Origin of the sequence: Pseudoalteromonas sp. A25 (genome assembly GCF_009176705.1) — a bacterium.
Classification (GTDB): Bacteria; Pseudomonadota; Gammaproteobacteria; order Enterobacterales; family Alteromonadaceae; genus Pseudoalteromonas.
Genome location: NZ_AP021846.1, coordinates 2699090 through 2714343 on the forward strand (window position 1 = coordinate 2699090; position 15254 = coordinate 2714343).

At 43.1% G+C, this 15254-nt stretch carries 13 protein-coding genes; 2 read left to right on the forward strand and 11 right to left on the reverse strand.

Features of this window, described 5'->3' with window-relative positions:
• Window positions 1–4 precede the first annotated feature (4 nt).
• The 11 genes from lpxD to rpsB all read right to left on the reverse strand — a co-directional run bounded on the left by lpxD (window position 5) and on the right by rpsB (window position 11567).
• Window positions 5–1045 (reverse strand): UDP-3-O-(3-hydroxymyristoyl)glucosamine N-acyltransferase, encoded by a 1041-nt coding sequence (gene lpxD / locus GDK41_RS11565; protein ID WP_152086561.1) that lies wholly within the window; start codon window positions 1043–1045, stop codon window positions 5–7.
• The gene (locus tag GDK41_RS11570) at window positions 1045–1536 is read right to left on the reverse strand and encodes an OmpH family outer membrane protein (protein ID WP_442960211.1); all 492 of its coding nucleotides are present in this window, start codon (window positions 1534–1536) and stop codon (window positions 1045–1047) included. Before GDK41_RS11570 ends, lpxD begins: the two co-directional genes overlap by 1 nt.
• Window positions 1537–1573: 37 nt before the next feature.
• Complete coding sequence (gene bamA / locus GDK41_RS11575) at window positions 1574–4045, reverse strand: outer membrane protein assembly factor BamA (RefSeq protein ID WP_152087576.1); 2472 nt, start codon at window positions 4043–4045, stop codon at window positions 1574–1576.
• Between the two features lie 71 nt (window positions 4046–4116).
• Entirely contained in the window at window positions 4117–5469 is a 1353-nt protein-coding gene (gene rseP / locus GDK41_RS11580; RefSeq protein WP_152086563.1) for a sigma E protease regulator RseP, read from the reverse strand.
• Between the two features lie 3 nt (window positions 5470–5472).
• The gene (ispC, locus tag GDK41_RS11585) at window positions 5473–6666 is read right to left on the reverse strand and encodes a 1-deoxy-D-xylulose-5-phosphate reductoisomerase (RefSeq protein ID WP_152086564.1); all 1194 of its coding nucleotides are present in this window, start codon (window positions 6664–6666) and stop codon (window positions 5473–5475) included.
• Window positions 6663–7529 (reverse strand): phosphatidate cytidylyltransferase, encoded by an 867-nt coding sequence (locus GDK41_RS11590; protein WP_152086565.1) that lies wholly within the window; start codon window positions 7527–7529, stop codon window positions 6663–6665. The genes ispC and GDK41_RS11590 overlap by 4 nt, the downstream gene beginning before the upstream one ends.
• 12 nt (window positions 7530–7541) lie before the next feature.
• Window positions 7542–8315, reverse strand: coding sequence for an isoprenyl transferase (locus tag GDK41_RS11595; RefSeq protein WP_152086566.1), 774 nt, complete (start codon window positions 8313–8315; stop codon window positions 7542–7544).
• A 76-nt stretch (window positions 8316–8391) separates the two neighbouring features.
• Entirely contained in the window at window positions 8392–8949 is a 558-nt protein-coding gene (gene frr / locus GDK41_RS11600) for a ribosome recycling factor (protein WP_152086567.1), read from the reverse strand.
• A gap of 23 nt (window positions 8950–8972) precedes the next feature.
• Entirely contained in the window at window positions 8973–9710 is a 738-nt protein-coding gene (pyrH, locus tag GDK41_RS11605) for a UMP kinase (RefSeq protein WP_152087577.1), read from the reverse strand.
• 172 nt (window positions 9711–9882) lie between these two features.
• Window positions 9883–10734, reverse strand: a complete 852-nt coding sequence (tsf, locus tag GDK41_RS11610; protein WP_152086568.1) for a translation elongation factor Ts — start codon at window positions 10732–10734, stop codon at window positions 9883–9885.
• A gap of 104 nt (window positions 10735–10838) precedes the next feature.
• The gene (rpsB, locus tag GDK41_RS11615; RefSeq protein ID WP_152086569.1) at window positions 10839–11567 is read right to left on the reverse strand and encodes a 30S ribosomal protein S2; all 729 of its coding nucleotides are present in this window, start codon (window positions 11565–11567) and stop codon (window positions 10839–10841) included.
• 268 nt (window positions 11568–11835) lie between these two features.
• On the opposite strand from rpsB, the gene map reads away from it, so the two are divergent.
• The gene (gene map / locus GDK41_RS11620; RefSeq protein ID WP_152086570.1) at window positions 11836–12621 is read left to right on the forward strand and encodes a type I methionyl aminopeptidase; all 786 of its coding nucleotides are present in this window, start codon (window positions 11836–11838) and stop codon (window positions 12619–12621) included.
• A 9-nt stretch (window positions 12622–12630) separates the two neighbouring features.
• A complete protein-coding gene (gene glnD, locus GDK41_RS11625) occupies window positions 12631–15249 on the forward strand; it encodes a [protein-PII] uridylyltransferase (RefSeq protein ID WP_152086571.1) in 2619 nt (872 codons plus the stop codon).
• Window positions 15250–15254: the final 5 nt, after the last annotated feature.

Here is a 15254-nt window from a genome sequence, read left to right on the forward strand (position 1 = left end):
TTTATTATTCGTCTATTGTTTTGAGCTGTTCTGTTAAAGATTCTAAAGCTTTTAAGCGCTGTTTAAAATCAGTTAGATTTCGTAAATGAGCCATGTTACGACGCCACTCTTTATTGGTGCTATGAGGCACACCTGAAGAGTAAACACCCGCTGAGGTGATGGATTTGGTGATCATTGTCATACCAGTGATGATAACACCATCACAAATCTCCATGTGTCCATTGATACCTACAAGCCCAGCAATTTGGCAATACTTACCAATTTTGGTGCTGCCAGCAATTACCGACGCACCAGCAATAGCAGTGCCTTCGCCAATTTCAACATTGTGTGCAATTTGAATCAGGTTATCTAAAATCACGTTATCATGAATAATCGTGTCATCGAGTGCGCCACGGTCAATAACCGTGTTCGCGCCGACTTCGACACTATCACCAATAATCACGCGTCCAACTTGCGGTATTTTAACCCATTTACCGGTTTGGTTAGCGTAACCAAAGCCGTCACTGCCCACCACAGCCCCAGACTGAAATAAACAATCTTTACCAATCTCGACTTCGTGATAAACACTGACATTAGCCCAAAGCTTTGTATTTTCGCCAATTTTTGCGCTATTACCAACAAAACAGCCGGCACCAATTTGAACATTGTCACCCAGTACTGCATTTGCTTCAATTACCGCATTTGCCGCTATCGCGACATTTTTGCCAAGTTTAACACTTTGATGAACTACAGCACTTGGGTGAACGCCATCGGCAGCCCTTGGTGTTGTATCCATTAACTGTGCTAATTTGGCATAGGCAATATAGGGGTCTTTTACGACCAATTTATTGCCTTCAAAGTGCTTAGCGTCAGACTCAGATAAAATAACAGCACCCGCGTTGGTTGTTTCCAACTGGGTGCGATATTTGCTATTTGCTAAAAAGCTAATATCTGTGTCTGTCGCCTGTGTGAGTGTCGCTATTTTATTAATTTGACACTCACTGTCGCCAACCAACGTTGCATCAATCGATGCTGCCAGTTGAGCTAAACTATAATGTCTGGTCATTACTTTTTGCTTACCGCTTCAACAACTTCGTCAGAAAGGTCCGCTACTTTATCAGGGTTGAAGTAAATTGTCGTATCTTTTACCTTAACCTCGTCATACTTACCTTTTTTAGCTACATCTTCGATAACATCAATGATCAGCTTTTGTACTTTAGCCAGCTCTTCATTTTGGCGTTGTTTGATAGCTTGCTCTAAAGGACGGCCTTTTTCAGCTAGCTCTTTTTGCATGCCTTGAATTTTAGTACGTAAAATTTCTTTATCGGCATCGCTCATGGTTGCGCCTTCGCGTTGAAACTTTTCAACTTCAAAACGAATATCGCCTTGTAACTTCTCAAGCGCTTGACGGCGCTCTGCAAACTCACTTTGTAACTGTTGTTCTATTTTAGCTACTTGAGGAATTTGCTTATAGATACTCTGCATATCTACAATACCCACTTTGTGAGCCAGCGCACTTGCTGAAGTTCCCATCATTAGTGCTGCCATTAAACCCATTGCTGTCGTTTTTATAAATTTGTTCACAATTAACTCCTTAAAATGTATTACTGATATTAAAACTGATCGTTTTCGTTTCGTCATCATCTTCTTTTTTGAGTGGATAAGCGAAGCTGATCAGCATTGGGCCCATCGGTGAGATCCACTGAATAGATAAACCGGTAGAAACCCTAAAACGGGTTGGATCTGAGTAATCCGAGAGCTTTTTATACTGGTCTTCATGTAGATTTGAATATCTATCTACATCGAATTCTGTATCCCATACGTTGGCTGCATCTACAAACAGGCTCGTACGCACGGAGCTGGTATTTTCTTCATCCAAAAATGGCGTTGGTACAATAAGCTCTGCACCTAAAGTAGCTTTCGCGTTACCACCAATACGGCCTCCTTCGAATATTCTATCAAACTCCGTATTACCGCCTATGTCAGAGGTTGTAGTACCATCAGGCAGTGTTGAACCAGGGATCTCCGTCATGCTGCGCTGAATGGCTCTTGGTAATATGGTGTTGCGCTCAAAGCCTCGAAGTTCATTTTCAGAGATTCTGAAAAACTCTTGAAAAGGCAGTGTTTGCTCAAAACCGTTCGTTTCACCATAGCCATTACCATAAGCAAGGCCAGCTCTAGTTGAGAAAACCCACTGATGATCATTACTGATTGGCCAGTAATAACGTGAATCGTAGTCAACCTTAAAGTAATTAAGGTCTGAATTTGGTGTTGTAGCCCTAAAGGTTAAGTTTTGACGAGAACCAGCTGTTGGGAACATACCGCGGTTTACAGTAACACGAGACCACCCTGCACTGAGTTCATATTTGGTGAAGTCGTACGCACCATCAGGATCTTCGGGGTTCAAAAACGCCAGACGTAAAATACGCGTCTGTTCATAGTCGGCAATATAGTCTAGCTTTTCGTCAATCCAACGGGCACCAAAGTTAATACGGTTAATCGCATTAATTGGGAAACCAAAACTGGTACCAACACCGTATTGACGAGAGTCATAACCAATTAGGCCGACCTTGCTACCATCAAAGTTACTATAGAAAATACTGCTACCTTGAGATACACCATCAGGCGTAAAGTAAGGATCGGTATACGAAATATTGTAGCTATCTGAACTTCTAGAGGTACTGATGTTAAATGCCAGTTGGTTACCTGTCCCTAAGAAGTTAGACTCACTGACACCCACATTAAATTGCAAACCACCGTATGAGCCATAAGCAACACCCGCTTGGAAGCTACCCGCAGGCTGTTCTTTAACCGTAAAATCCACATCAACTAAGTCGTCAACGCCGGCAATCGGCTTCACTTCAAAATCAACTTTTTCCATGTATGGAAGACGCTGAATTTGCAGTTTAGAACGCTCTAGACTTTGGTTTGAAAGCCAAGCGCCTTCAAGCTGTGTCATTTCGCGGCGAACCACCTCATCAGCAGTCACTTGGTTACCATTAACCAAAATGCGTCGCACATAAACGCGTTTGCCTGGATTAACTGATAAGGTCAGCTGAACTTCTTTATTTTCGTCGTCAATTTCAGGAATGGTGCGAACTTCAGCGTTTGCATATCCAAAGCGCGCAAGATAGCCCTTGATAAACTCTTCTGATGAAGTAACGATTGACCCGTTATAAAGCTCACCTGATTTAAGTGGAATTATGCTCTTAATTAGCTCTTCTCGGCCCAGTAAATCACCGATAAAGTCGTAGCCTTTAACGGTATATGTCTCACCTTCTGTGATATTAGCAGTAACATAAACTGATTCACGTTCAGGGCTAACAGACACTTGGGTAGAATCTATATTGAAACGCAGGTAACCGCGGTCCATGTAGTAGCTGCGAATTTTTTCCAAGTCGCCTTCAATGGTTTGCTTTTGGTAGCGGTCGTTTGACATAAACTTCCACCATGGCAGGTCTTGTTGTGACTCTACCAACGCTAACAGCTCTTCATCCGAAAACAGCTCATTACCAACGAGGTTAATTTGGCGGATAGACGCGGCATCGCCCTCATCAAACTCTAGCATTAATCGTACGCGGTTACGCGGCAGCTCAACAATGCTAACGTCAATCTTAGCGTTGTATTTACCAATACTATGAAAGAACTCAATAAGTCCTTTTTCGATGTTGTCTACAACGGTTTTATCAAGCGGCTCACCAACACGAATATTTTGCTGCTCTAAACTTTCATTTAATTGTTCATCTTTGATGTCTTTATTGCCATCAAAGTCAATCCCAGCAATGGTTGGTCGTTCTTGTACCTTGAAGATAATTTGGCCACCCTCACGGTACGCTACGATGTTATTAAAATGGCCAGACTTGTACAGCGACTTAATAGTTTGAGAAATAGTGTATTGATCAACTGAATCGCCTACGTTAATTGGAATATGCGTTAAAGCAGCTCCCAATGCAACGCGCTGTAACCCTTCTACTTTCATATCTTCAACGATAAAGGAGCTTTGCCCGACAGCGGCAAAACTAGCGCCAAGTAAACTCGTTACTGCAAGATGTTTTTTTATAGGCATTTTATTATCTTTATCCTTTACAACAGTTCGCGCTAAGCGCGCTTTGATGGGCGTCATATACGCCATTCGAGTTACAACCTCGAGACATCGTTAAGTAATGCAAAACAAGTTAAAGCAATAAGCACTATCGCACCTACCTTAAACCCTAACTCTTGTGTCTTTTCAGAGACTGGTTTTTTGCGAATTAGTTCAATTATGTAATACATTAAGTGCCCACCATCTAAGACTGGCAGAGGCAATAAATTAAAAACACCTAGGTTGACACTAATCAGCGCTAAAAAGCTTAAAAACGCAACAATACCGTAACTGACGCTATTGCCTGCCCCCACTGCAATACCCACGGGCCCACTTAAATTCTTTACTGAGACTTGCCCGGTAAGCAAATTACCTATCATGTCAAAACTTAAACGGACCAGCTCAAAAGTTTTCTCAGCGCCGAGCACCATACTATCCAACGGCCCATAATGTCTAGTTTCTATGTAACCGTCTGGCCATTTTTCAAGCAAAGGAACAACCCCTAAAAAGCCCTGCAATGTACCATCTTGTCCTTGACGTGCTTGTGGGACTATCGAGACATTTTGATTTATACCGTTTCGCTCAATGCTAAGAGTCAGTTGCCTGTTCGGTGAAGCTTGAATCACTTGCACAAATTGTTGCCAATTTGCTATTGGCTTATCGTTTAAAGCTTTGATTGTATCATTAACTTTAAGTCCAGCTAACTCAGCTGCAGACTCTTTTGCAATGTGCCCCAAAGTTAGAGTAACTGCAGGCCTATAGGGTGTGATGCCAATGGCTGTCAAAGGTGCTTCATCTTGCTTATCTAGCTTCCAACCGTCGATATTTATCTGTCGAATTGCAACTTGTTGCTGAGCATCTTTTACCTTTACTTCGATAACGTCTTCGCCCAGATGGCTCATCAAACTAAACGTGACATCCTGCCAAGTATTCACTTCTTTACCTGACATACTTAAAATATGATCGCCACTTTGCATGCTTGCCATAGCTGCACGGGAGTTTGTTTGTACTTGCCCAACCACGGGTTTAGCACTTTGCACGCCTATCATATACATGGCAGCCAGTACTAAGATGGCAAATAAGAAGTTAGCGATGGGTCCAGCCGCAACAACAGCAATACGCGACAAAACAGGTTTGTTATTGAACGCTAAATGACGTTTTTCGCTAGGAACATCGTCAACACGCTCATCAAGCATCTTTACGTACCCACCAAGTGGGATCATCGCAATCACATATTCGGTACCAAATTTGTCATACCAACGGCACAAAGGCTTGCCAAAGCCGATAGAAAAACGCAGAACTTCTACTCCAGCTTTGCGTGCCACCCAAAAATGACCATATTCATGAACTGTGACGAGAATGCCTAAAGCAAGAATAAATGAGCCGAGATTCCACAAAAAATCAAACATAAATTACCTTATTCGATTCACAACGTCGCGGGCAAGCACTCTGGTTTGAGCATCTAGCGCCATGATTTCGCGTACCGATTTTAAAGAATGTAACGTCGATTTATCAAGTACCTGAGCATTCACTCGATAAATATCACAAAACCCAATTTGCTTATTTAAAAATGCCGCTACTGCTATTTCGTTTGCCGCATTGACAATGGTTGTTGCTGCCTGCCCTGACTGACATGCGTTAATAGCCAACGCCAAGTTGGGATAACGCGCAAAGTCGGGCTTTGTAAACGTAAACTCAGCTAATGATGAAAAGTCTAGCGGCTTTACTCCGGCGTCAATGCGCTCTGGATAGGCAAGTCCGTATGCGATGGGGGTGCGCATATCTGGTTGTCCCATTTGTGCGACAATCGAGCCATCAGTGTATTGCACCATAGAATGGATCATACTTTGCGGGTGGATCACCACTTCAATATCTTGCGCCTGACAAGCAAAGAGCCATTTTGCTTCTATAAACTCAAGCCCTTTGTTCATCATGGTTGCTGAGTCGACAGAAATTTTTTGCCCCATAGACCAATTGGGGTGCGCCACAGCCTCTGCCACTGTTACATCTTTAAGTGTATTGATATCGCGGTTTAAAAATGGACCACCGGAGCCTGTCAGTAATATTTTACTCACCCCAAACTTGTCTAACCCTTGCTTTGCATCTTGTTGCAATGCGATAGGTAAACATTGATAAATTGCGTTGTGTTCACTATCGATAGGTAATAATGTCGCCCCGTGGCGTGCAACTTTATCCATAAATATCTGGCCCGACATGACCAAAGACTCTTTATTAGCCAAGAGCACCTTTTTGCCGGCTTCAACCGCTGATAAAGTCGGAATTAAGCCTGCCGCCCCAACAATTGCAGACATCACGATATCAACGTCGCTGTGTGCAGCTATCTGTGCCATTTGTTCGGTCCCAGCAAGCACTTCTGTGGCAAGCCCACTAAGGTGCTCCCTAAGGCGCTTTGCCGCATCTTCACAATCCATAATGGCAAATTTTGGCTGATGCACTAAACATTGCTCAGCCATCTTCTCGACATTGCGCCCTGCAGCCAGAGCAAACACCTGATAACGCTCACTGTTACGAGCGATCACATCCAGTGTAGATAAACCGATTGAACCCGTCGCTCCGAGAATAACAACCTGTTCTAGTTGACTCATAAAGTCACCGTCCACGCATAGCATAAAGCGAAAATTGGGGCTGCCGCGGTCAAACTGTCTATTCTATCTAATATACCCCCATGGCCGGGCAAGCACGCACCAGAGTCTTTTAAACCAACCTCACGTTTAAACATACTCTCAAGCAAGTCGCCAATGGCTGAAAATAACGCGATAAATACCGTCATAATCGCATAAATTGGCCATAATTTTTGTTCAACCTGCGCAAAGTGACAAAATACCACCACAAAAATCACTGCGGTGATCACGCCCCCAATCAGCCCTTCAATTGTTTTATTTGGGCTCACATTTGGCATTAACTTGTGTTTTCCGAAATTCTTCCCCGCAAAATACGCGCCAATATCAGCACTCCAAACAATCCCCAACACCACCATAATGAGTGTTGAGCCATATTGATGAGCTTGCTGATATTCAGCACTGCGTAACACGTTGAGTGCTAGCCAAAGAGGTACTAACGTAAGTACCCCTGCCACCGCGCGCATTACTATACCTTCATTCCAAGCTCTCGCCTTAGCGGGATACTTGAAAACAAGAAACGTTGCGACGAGCCACCACGCAAAAGCCAGTGTAAACACATAATTGGCATCCGCTTGCAGATGCCCACTTTGCCAAAGTGAGGTGATGGGCCAATGCCAATGTAGCAGCCCGATAATTCCCGCCATAAGCGCAACAAAGCCGCCACGGGACTTCGCGCTAGACAAACCCATAAACGCAGACCATTCCCATGCGCCCAGTAATACGATCGCAGCAGCGATAAAACTAAATAGCGCTAGCGGTGTATAAAACACCAACAGCATTGCCAGAGGCGCAAGCACCACTGAAGTTAAAATACGTTGTTTTAGCAAACTAATTTACCTTTAACTTGTTGTTTTGGACGCAGCGAGTAGTTGTTTTATTTGATCGCCGGTGCAGCCAAAGCGTCTCTCTCTTGACACATAACATGCGATGGCCTCTGAAAAAGCTTCATCATCGAAATCAGGCCATAAAGTATCTGTAAAATAGAGCTCAGCATAAGCTGCCTGCCAAAGCAAAAAGTTACTAATACGATAATCACCACCGGTGCGTATCAGTAAATCAAGTTCGCTTTGGTTTGCCATAGTAAGATGTTTTGATATTTCTTCTTCCGTGATTTGTTCGGGTGTTAAAGTTCCTTCAGCCACTTGTGCTGCCAAGATTTGGGCTGCTTGAGTGATATCCCAACGACCGCCGTAGTTAGCAGCAACATTAAGTTGTAGTCCAGTATTCTCTCTCGTCAACTGATGAGCGGCGTTAACTCGCTCCTGTAACGATGTAGGAAAGCGCTTTAAGTCACCTACTACCGTCAACTTTACATTGTTTTTATGAAGTTTCTTCACCTCTTTTGTCAGGACTAATAAAAACAGCTCCATCAGTGTACTTACCTCGTCCTCAGGACGACGCCAGTTCTCACTACTAAATGCGAAGAGTGTCAAAGATTCAATCCCTAAATTCGAGCAAAATTGAACCGCATTACGAACTGAGTCCACACCCTTTTTATGTCCGTAAGTTCTAGGTCTGTTGCGCGACTGTGCCCAACGACCATTACCATCCATAATGATGGCAATATGCTTGGGCAAAGATTGCTGTGAAATCGTTTCAGCGTTTAAAACCATAATCCCGATTTAGATAAAAAAAAACGCCGCCTAGTATACCCTAGACGGCGTTGCAAAACTAATAAATTTGAACTGCTTAGATTTCCATCAACTCAGCTTCTTTCGCGCTCAATTGTGTGTCCATTTCTTTAACAAACTTATCTGTTAGCTTTTGAATTTCATCTTCTGCTTGACGTGCTTCGTCTTCTGAAATCTCTTTATCTTTTAATAAAGATTTAATATCACCATTGGCATCACGACGAATGTTGCGAACCGCAACACGACCACTCTCCACTTCACCACGTACAATTTTGATAAGGTCTTTACGACGCTCTTCTGTAAGTGGAGGAAGAGGTACACGAATAATTGTACCCGCAGACATTGGGTTTAAGCCTAAGTCTGAAGACATAATCGCTTTTTCTACAGCTTGTGCCAAAGACTTATCAAATACACTGATTGTCAGCGTACGTGCATCTTCAGTTGATACATTGGCCACTTGGTTAAGTGGTGTATCTGCACCGTAGTAAGAGACAGTAATACCATCTAAAAGAGCTGGGTGAGCACGGCCAGTACGGATCTTAGATAATTGGCTAGCAAGTGCTGCTACGCTTTTTTGCATGCGCTCCTGCGCATCTTTTTTAATATCGTTAATCACAATTCAATCCTAGTCTTAACTGATTATTCCGAGGCTGCAGAAGAAATCAAAGTACCCTCTTCTTCGCCCATTATCACGCGTTTTAAGGCGCCTGGTTTGTTCATGTTAAATACGCTTAATGGCATATCATGGTCACGGGCTAGCGTAAATGCCGCTAAGTCCATTACCTTTAATTCTTTTTCTATAATCTCATTATACGTCAAATGACGATAAAGTGTGGCTTCAGGGTTCTTGACAGGGTCATCGCTGAACACGCCGTCCACTTTGGTTGCTTTAATTACAGTATCGGCTTCAATTTCAATACCACGCAAACACGCTGCTGAGTCAGTGGTAAAAAATGGGTTACCAGTACCTGCTGAGAAGATCACCACGCGGCCTGATTTTAATAAACTGATTGCTTCTGCCCAGTTGTAAGCGTCACACACCCCATTAAGTGGAATGGCAGACATTAAACGACAGTTTACAAACGCACGGTGCAACGCATCTCGCATAGCAAGGCCATTCATAACAGTTGCTAGCATGCCCATATGGTCACCAACAACGCGGTTCATTCCCGCCTCTGCAAGTGAACCGCCGCGCAAGAAGTTACCACCACCGATAACTAAACCCACTTCTACGTCGAGCTCTACAAGTTCTTTGATTTCTTGTGCCATGCGATCCAACACTTTTGGATCGATACCAAAGCCTTCATCTCCCATTAAAGCTTCACCGCTTAATTTAAGAAGAACGCGTCTAAAAACAGGTTTTCGATTGATAGTCATATTTTCCGGGCCATTTGTGAAAGTGAGATAAAAAATAACCGCGCTTATGATATTCATAAATGCGCGGCTATTTTAAAGAATTTTCAGCATCGAAGCAAAAGCAAATCAACAATTACCCTTGGAGTCACTCCTAGGATAAATCTGCGGTGTTTACTTTTGCGACTGAACAAACTTATTCGCCTTTTGCAGCAGCGATTTGTGCAGCAACTTCTGCAGCGAAGTCTTCTTCTTTCTTCTCGATACCTTCACCAACTTCTAAACGTACGAAGTTAGATACTGTAGCGCCTTTTTCTTTAAGAATTTCGCCAACAGTTTTCTTAGGTTCCATGATGAAAGCTTGACCAGTAAGAGAAACCTCACCAGTGAACTTCTTCATACGGCCAACAACCATTTTCTCAGCGATTTCAGCAGGCTTACCTTCGTTCATCGCGATGTCGATCTGTACCGCTTTCTCTTTTTCTACTACATCAGCAGGTACGTCTTCTGGGTTTACGTACTCAGGCTTAGACGCAGCTACGTGCATTGCAACGTGCTTAAGTGTTTCTTCGTCAGCTTCACCTGCAACAACAACACCAATACGCTCACCGTGACGGTAAGTAGCAAGGTTTGCACCATCGATGTACTCAACGCGACGAACGTTGATGTTTTCACCGATTTTAGCAACTAGTGCAACACGCGCTTCTTCAAACTGTGCTTGTAGGTCTGCAATCGTTGTTTTAGATGCAGCAGCAACGTCTAGTACAGAGTTAGCGAACGCTAGGAAGTTTTCGTCTTTAGCAACGAAGTCAGTCTGACAGTTAACTTCTAATAGTGCAGCGAAACCTTCGCCTTCTTTGATAAGGATTGTACCTTCAGCAGCGATGTTACCCGCTTTTTTAGCAGCCTTTGCAGCACCGCTCTTACGCATGTTTTCAATCGCCAGCTCAATGTCACCATTGGTTTCAGTTAGCGCTTTTTTACAATCCATCATGCCAGCGCCAGTACGCTCGCGTAATTCTTTTACTAGGGCAGCAGTTACAGCCATTAGAATATCCTCAAATATGAATTCTGTTTTAGGGAAGCGGAATAACCGCTCTTCAAGAATATCAAGTCTTCATCTCATTAAGATGAAGACTTGATGACAGCTAATTACTCAGCTTCTACGAAATCGTCGTTTTCTGCTTGAGCAACGATGTTGCTTTCACGACCTTCAGTGATAGCAGTCGCTACAGCGCCAGTGTAAAGCTGGATAGCACGGATAGCATCGTCGTTACCAGGGATGATGTAGTCAACACCATCTGGGTTCGAGTTAGTATCAACTACAGATACTACTGGAATACCTAGGTTGTTAGCTTCGCGGATTGCGATGTGCTCGTGGTCAGCGTCGATAACGAAGATAGCGTCAGGAAGACCGCCCATATCTTTGATACCACCAAGGCTCTTTTCAAGCTTTTCCATTTCACGAGTTAGCATTAACGCTTCTTTTTTAGTCAGCTTCTCGAAAGTACCGTCTTGGCTTTGAGCTTCAAGGTCTTTAAGACGCTTGATTGATTGACGAACTGTTTTCCAGTTAGTCAACATACCACCTAACCAACGGTGATTTACGAAGTACTGATCACTTTGAAGAGCTGCTTCTTTAACTGCTTCGCTTGCAGCGCGCTTAGTACCTACGAAAAGAATTTTACCTTTGTTAGATGCTGTGTTCTGTAAGAACTTAAGTGCATCGTTGAACATTGGAACTGTTTTTTCAAGGTTGATGATATGTACACGGTTACGAGCGCCGAAGATGAAAGGCTTCATCTTAGGATTCCAGTAACGAGCTTGGTGACCGAAGTGAACACCTGCTTGAAGCATATCGCGCATTGAAACGTTTGCCATTTTAAATTTCCTCTAATAGTTTAGGGTTAAGCCTCCACATATCCCATAGCACCAACATGCTTAGCGTTTTACCAAGACATGCACCCAAGTGTATGTGTCGATATGTGTGTGTGTTAATATGAATGTGTTTATCTTAACTACAAACAACCTCGTAAGATTTATTTGTAAAAAGACGGCGCGCTTTATACCATATAAAAGAGCGTAACTCAACGATAAGTACAAAATTTGTGCGTTGTTGCTAACTTAAAAATATCGACTTGGAGTCTCAATGAGTGCAGTGATTAAAACCCCTGAAGAAATCGAAAAGATGCGTGTTGCCGGGCGTTTAGCCGCAGAAGTATTAGAAATGATTGGGCCATATGTAAAGCCTGGGGTCACTACAGATGAGCTAAATACAATTTGTCACGATTATATTGTGAATGAACAAAATGCGATACCCGCGCCGCTTAATTACCATGGCTTTCCAAAGTCAATTTGTACGTCGGTAAACCATGTTATTTGTCATGGTATTCCAAACGACAAACCACTTAAAGAAGGCGACATTATTAATATCGATGTCACAGTGATTAAAGATGGCTACCACGGCGACACCTCAAAAATGTTTTATGTTGGCACACCAACCATTCAAGGTAAGCGTCTAAGTGAAATTACCCAAGAAAGCCTTTATCTTGCAATTAAGATGGTAAAACCAGGCGTGCGCTTAGGTGATATTGGCGCCGCGATCCAAACATTTGCTGAAGGGTTTAATTACTCGATCGTACGCGAATATTGCGGCCACGGTATTGGTAAAGAATTCCACGAAGAGCCGCAAGTGATGCACTACGGCAAACCAGGCACTGGTGAAGTGTTAAAAGCAGGCATGTGTTTAACTATTGAACCTATGGTCAACGCAGGAAAACGCCAATGCAAGCTGTTAAAAGACGACTGGACTGTTGTTACTAAAGACCGTAGTCTATCTGCCCAATGGGAGCATACATTACTGGTCACTGACAACGGCGTAGAGATTTTAACTCTACGTAGCGATGAAACCATTGACCGAGTGATAGAACACTAGGAGCCTTAGGTGGCACTGCCTAACAAAGTAAAAAAGCTGCTCGACACTTCCGAGCAGCTTGCTGATTATAAAGATTGTTCGGCTTATTTTTATAAATGGCTGAACAACGAATTTTCTAAACAACCTGTTCGTAACTTGATCAATGCTCGCGCCGAGTTCATCGACCGCTTGCTCATTAAGCTTTTCAACGATACCGAACTAGCGCTTTTTCCTGAAATCGCACTAATCGCGATAGGCGGGTATGGTCGAGGGGAGCTTCACCCCTATTCCGACATCGATTTTTTATTGCTTGTCGAAACCCCACCCAATGAGCAACTACAAAGCAATATCGAAGCATTTGTAACCATGTTGTGGGATCTTAACCTTGAAATTGGCCATAGCGTTAGAACACACGAACAAGTACTCGAACAAAAAAAACAAGATGTTCACTTTACTACCAGCCTATTAGAAAGCCGTTTGATATGTGGTAACCACATTGAATTTGAGCGCTTGAAAAGCCACATCGTAGAAACGCCAATTTGGCGATCTGATGAGTTTTTTATTGCCAAAGTAGATGAACAAAAAGTACGGCATAAAAAGTGCCATGGTACAGCCTATAACCTTGAGCCAAATATCAAAGAAAACCCTGGTGGGCTGCGAGATTTACAAACTATTTTTTGGGTTGCTAAAAAGCATTTTCATGCCGAAACTCTTGAAGAGCTTATCAGTCACGGTTATTTAACCCATGAAGAATATCAAGAACTTTTAGAGTGCATTGAGAATTTATGGAATATTCGTTTTGCATTGCACTTGGCAGCAGGTCGTAGCGAAAACCGGTTGCTGTTTGATCACCAACCTAACGCAGCTGAATTACTCGGTTTTGGTGCTGAAGGCAAAGCTTCAGTTGAGCGCATGATGAAACGTTTATTTAGGATCATGAGTCGCGTGCGCGAAATGAACCAAATGTTGCTTTCTTACTTTGAGCAAAGCATTTTGCCCGATCATGCTGCACAAGCAGTCGTTCCACTTGATAGAAACTTTGAGCGTGTTGGGAATAAAATTCGCGTTAAAAATCCGTCAGTCTTCTTTCGCCGTGAGCAATTATTTGTGTTGTTTGAGCACATCGCCGACAACCCAGAAATCGTTAATATCGACCCGAATACAATTCGCACCATGCGCCAAGTTCGTCGTCGTTTGTTAGGCGACTTACAAGACTATGCCGGTTGTCGAGATGCTTTCCTGCGCTTGCTTAAGCACCCGAATGGCATGGGCAGAGCATTTACCTTAATGCACAAACACGGCTTGATTGCAGCTTACCTACCACAATGGCGTAATATCTTTGGACAGATGCAGTTTGACTTGTTTCATGCTTACACCGTGGATGAGCATACGCACAAGTTAATCAACAATATTTATAAGTATTTTGATAAAACTCAGCCAAGCGATTTTCCAATTTGTAGCGAAATCGTCACCCGTATGGACAAGCCTGAGCTATTGTATTTGGCAGCGATATTTCATGACATTGCCAAAGGCCGAGGTGGTGACCACTCTGAACTTGGCGCCGTGGATGCGCTTGCCTTTTGTAAAATGCATGGCTTTACGACGTCTGACTCACGCTTAGTTGCATGGCTGGTAAAAAGCCATTTATTGATGTCTGTCACAGCTCAGCGCAAAGATATTAATGACCCTGAGGTGATTAATGAATTTGCCAGCCAAGTAAAAAATGAGCGCCAACTCGACTACTTATATTGCCTCACCGTGGCGGATATTCGCGCGACTAACGACAACCTGTGGAACGATTGGAAAAATACGCTTTTACGAGAGCTCTATCTACATGCACAAAGAGCACTGCGTTTAGGTCTAGAAAATCCCATGGACATGCGTGACCAAATTCGCGATAAAAAGCGTCAAGCCAAGCAACGCCTTATCAACAAAGGCTACGAAGAAGAGTTCATAGACTTAAGTTGGGCGCGCTTTAAAGCTAACTACTTTACGGCTTTTAGTGAGCAACAGATCTCTTGGCATAGTGAACACTTACTTAAGTCAAAAGATTTAAGTCAAGCAAGTGTCGTGGTCAGCGAAAAACCCATGCATGGCGGAACACAAGTGTTTGTGTATAGCCCTTACGAAGCAACATTATTTACCAAGCTGGTGAGCGTGATTGGCTCTAAAAAAGCGCAAATACAACACGCACAAGTGATGACCACCAAAGATGGCTATGTAGTGTTTAGCTTTGTAATTTTGGAAGTAAGCGGCAACCCTGTAGCCAGCGCGCGCGCCGACTCAATTCGCAAAGGCATTGAAGCTGTATTAGACGACCCTAAGAAAAAAATACGCTTGAAAAAGAACCGCTCTCAGCGCTTTAAAGACTTCAATATCAAGCCTAAAATTATTGTTCGTCCACACGCTTGCAGCGATAGAAACTTAATCGAAATTCAAGCGATAGATATTCCAGGTTTACTCACAAAAATTGCCGAAGTTTTTCAAGCAAACTCACTGCATATTCACGCTGCACGAATTACAACGGTAGGCGAGCGCGCAGAGGACTTCTTTGTGGTATCAGATGAAAATTATCACGCTTTAAGCGAAGAGCACAAAGCAGAATTACACCGTGATTTAATGAAAAAATTAAACGCTGAATCAGAATAAAAGAG

Bases quoted from the DNA above. Each gene is read 5' to 3' on its own strand.
- lpxD (WP_152086561.1), bottom strand. From the start codon at position 1,045: ATGACCAGACATTATAGTTTAGCTCAACTGGCAGCATCGATTGATGCA.
- GDK41_RS11570 (WP_442960211.1), bottom strand. From the start codon at position 1,536: ATGGGTTTAATGGCAGCACTAATGATGGGAACTTCAGCAAGTGCGCTG.
- bamA (WP_152087576.1), bottom strand. From the start codon at position 4,045: ATGCCTATAAAAAAACATCTTGCAGTAACGAGTTTACTTGGCGCTAGT.
- rseP (WP_152086563.1), bottom strand. From the start codon at position 5,469: ATGTTTGATTTTTTGTGGAATCTCGGCTCATTTATTCTTGCTTTAGGC.
- ispC (WP_152086564.1), bottom strand. From the start codon at position 6,666: ATGAGTCAACTAGAACAGGTTGTTATTCTCGGAGCGACGGGTTCAATC.
- GDK41_RS11595 (WP_152086566.1), bottom strand. From the start codon at position 8,315: ATGGTTTTAAACGCTGAAACGATTTCACAGCAATCTTTGCCCAAGCAT.
- pyrH (WP_152087577.1), bottom strand. From the start codon at position 9,710: ATGACTATCAATCGAAAACCTGTTTTTAGACGCGTTCTTCTTAAATTA.
- tsf (WP_152086568.1), bottom strand. From the start codon at position 10,734: ATGGCTGTAACTGCTGCCCTAGTAAAAGAATTACGCGAGCGTACTGGC.
- rpsB (WP_152086569.1), bottom strand. From the start codon at position 11,567: ATGGCAAACGTTTCAATGCGCGATATGCTTCAAGCAGGTGTTCACTTC.
- map (WP_152086570.1), top strand. From the start codon at position 11,836: ATGAGTGCAGTGATTAAAACCCCTGAAGAAATCGAAAAGATGCGTGTT.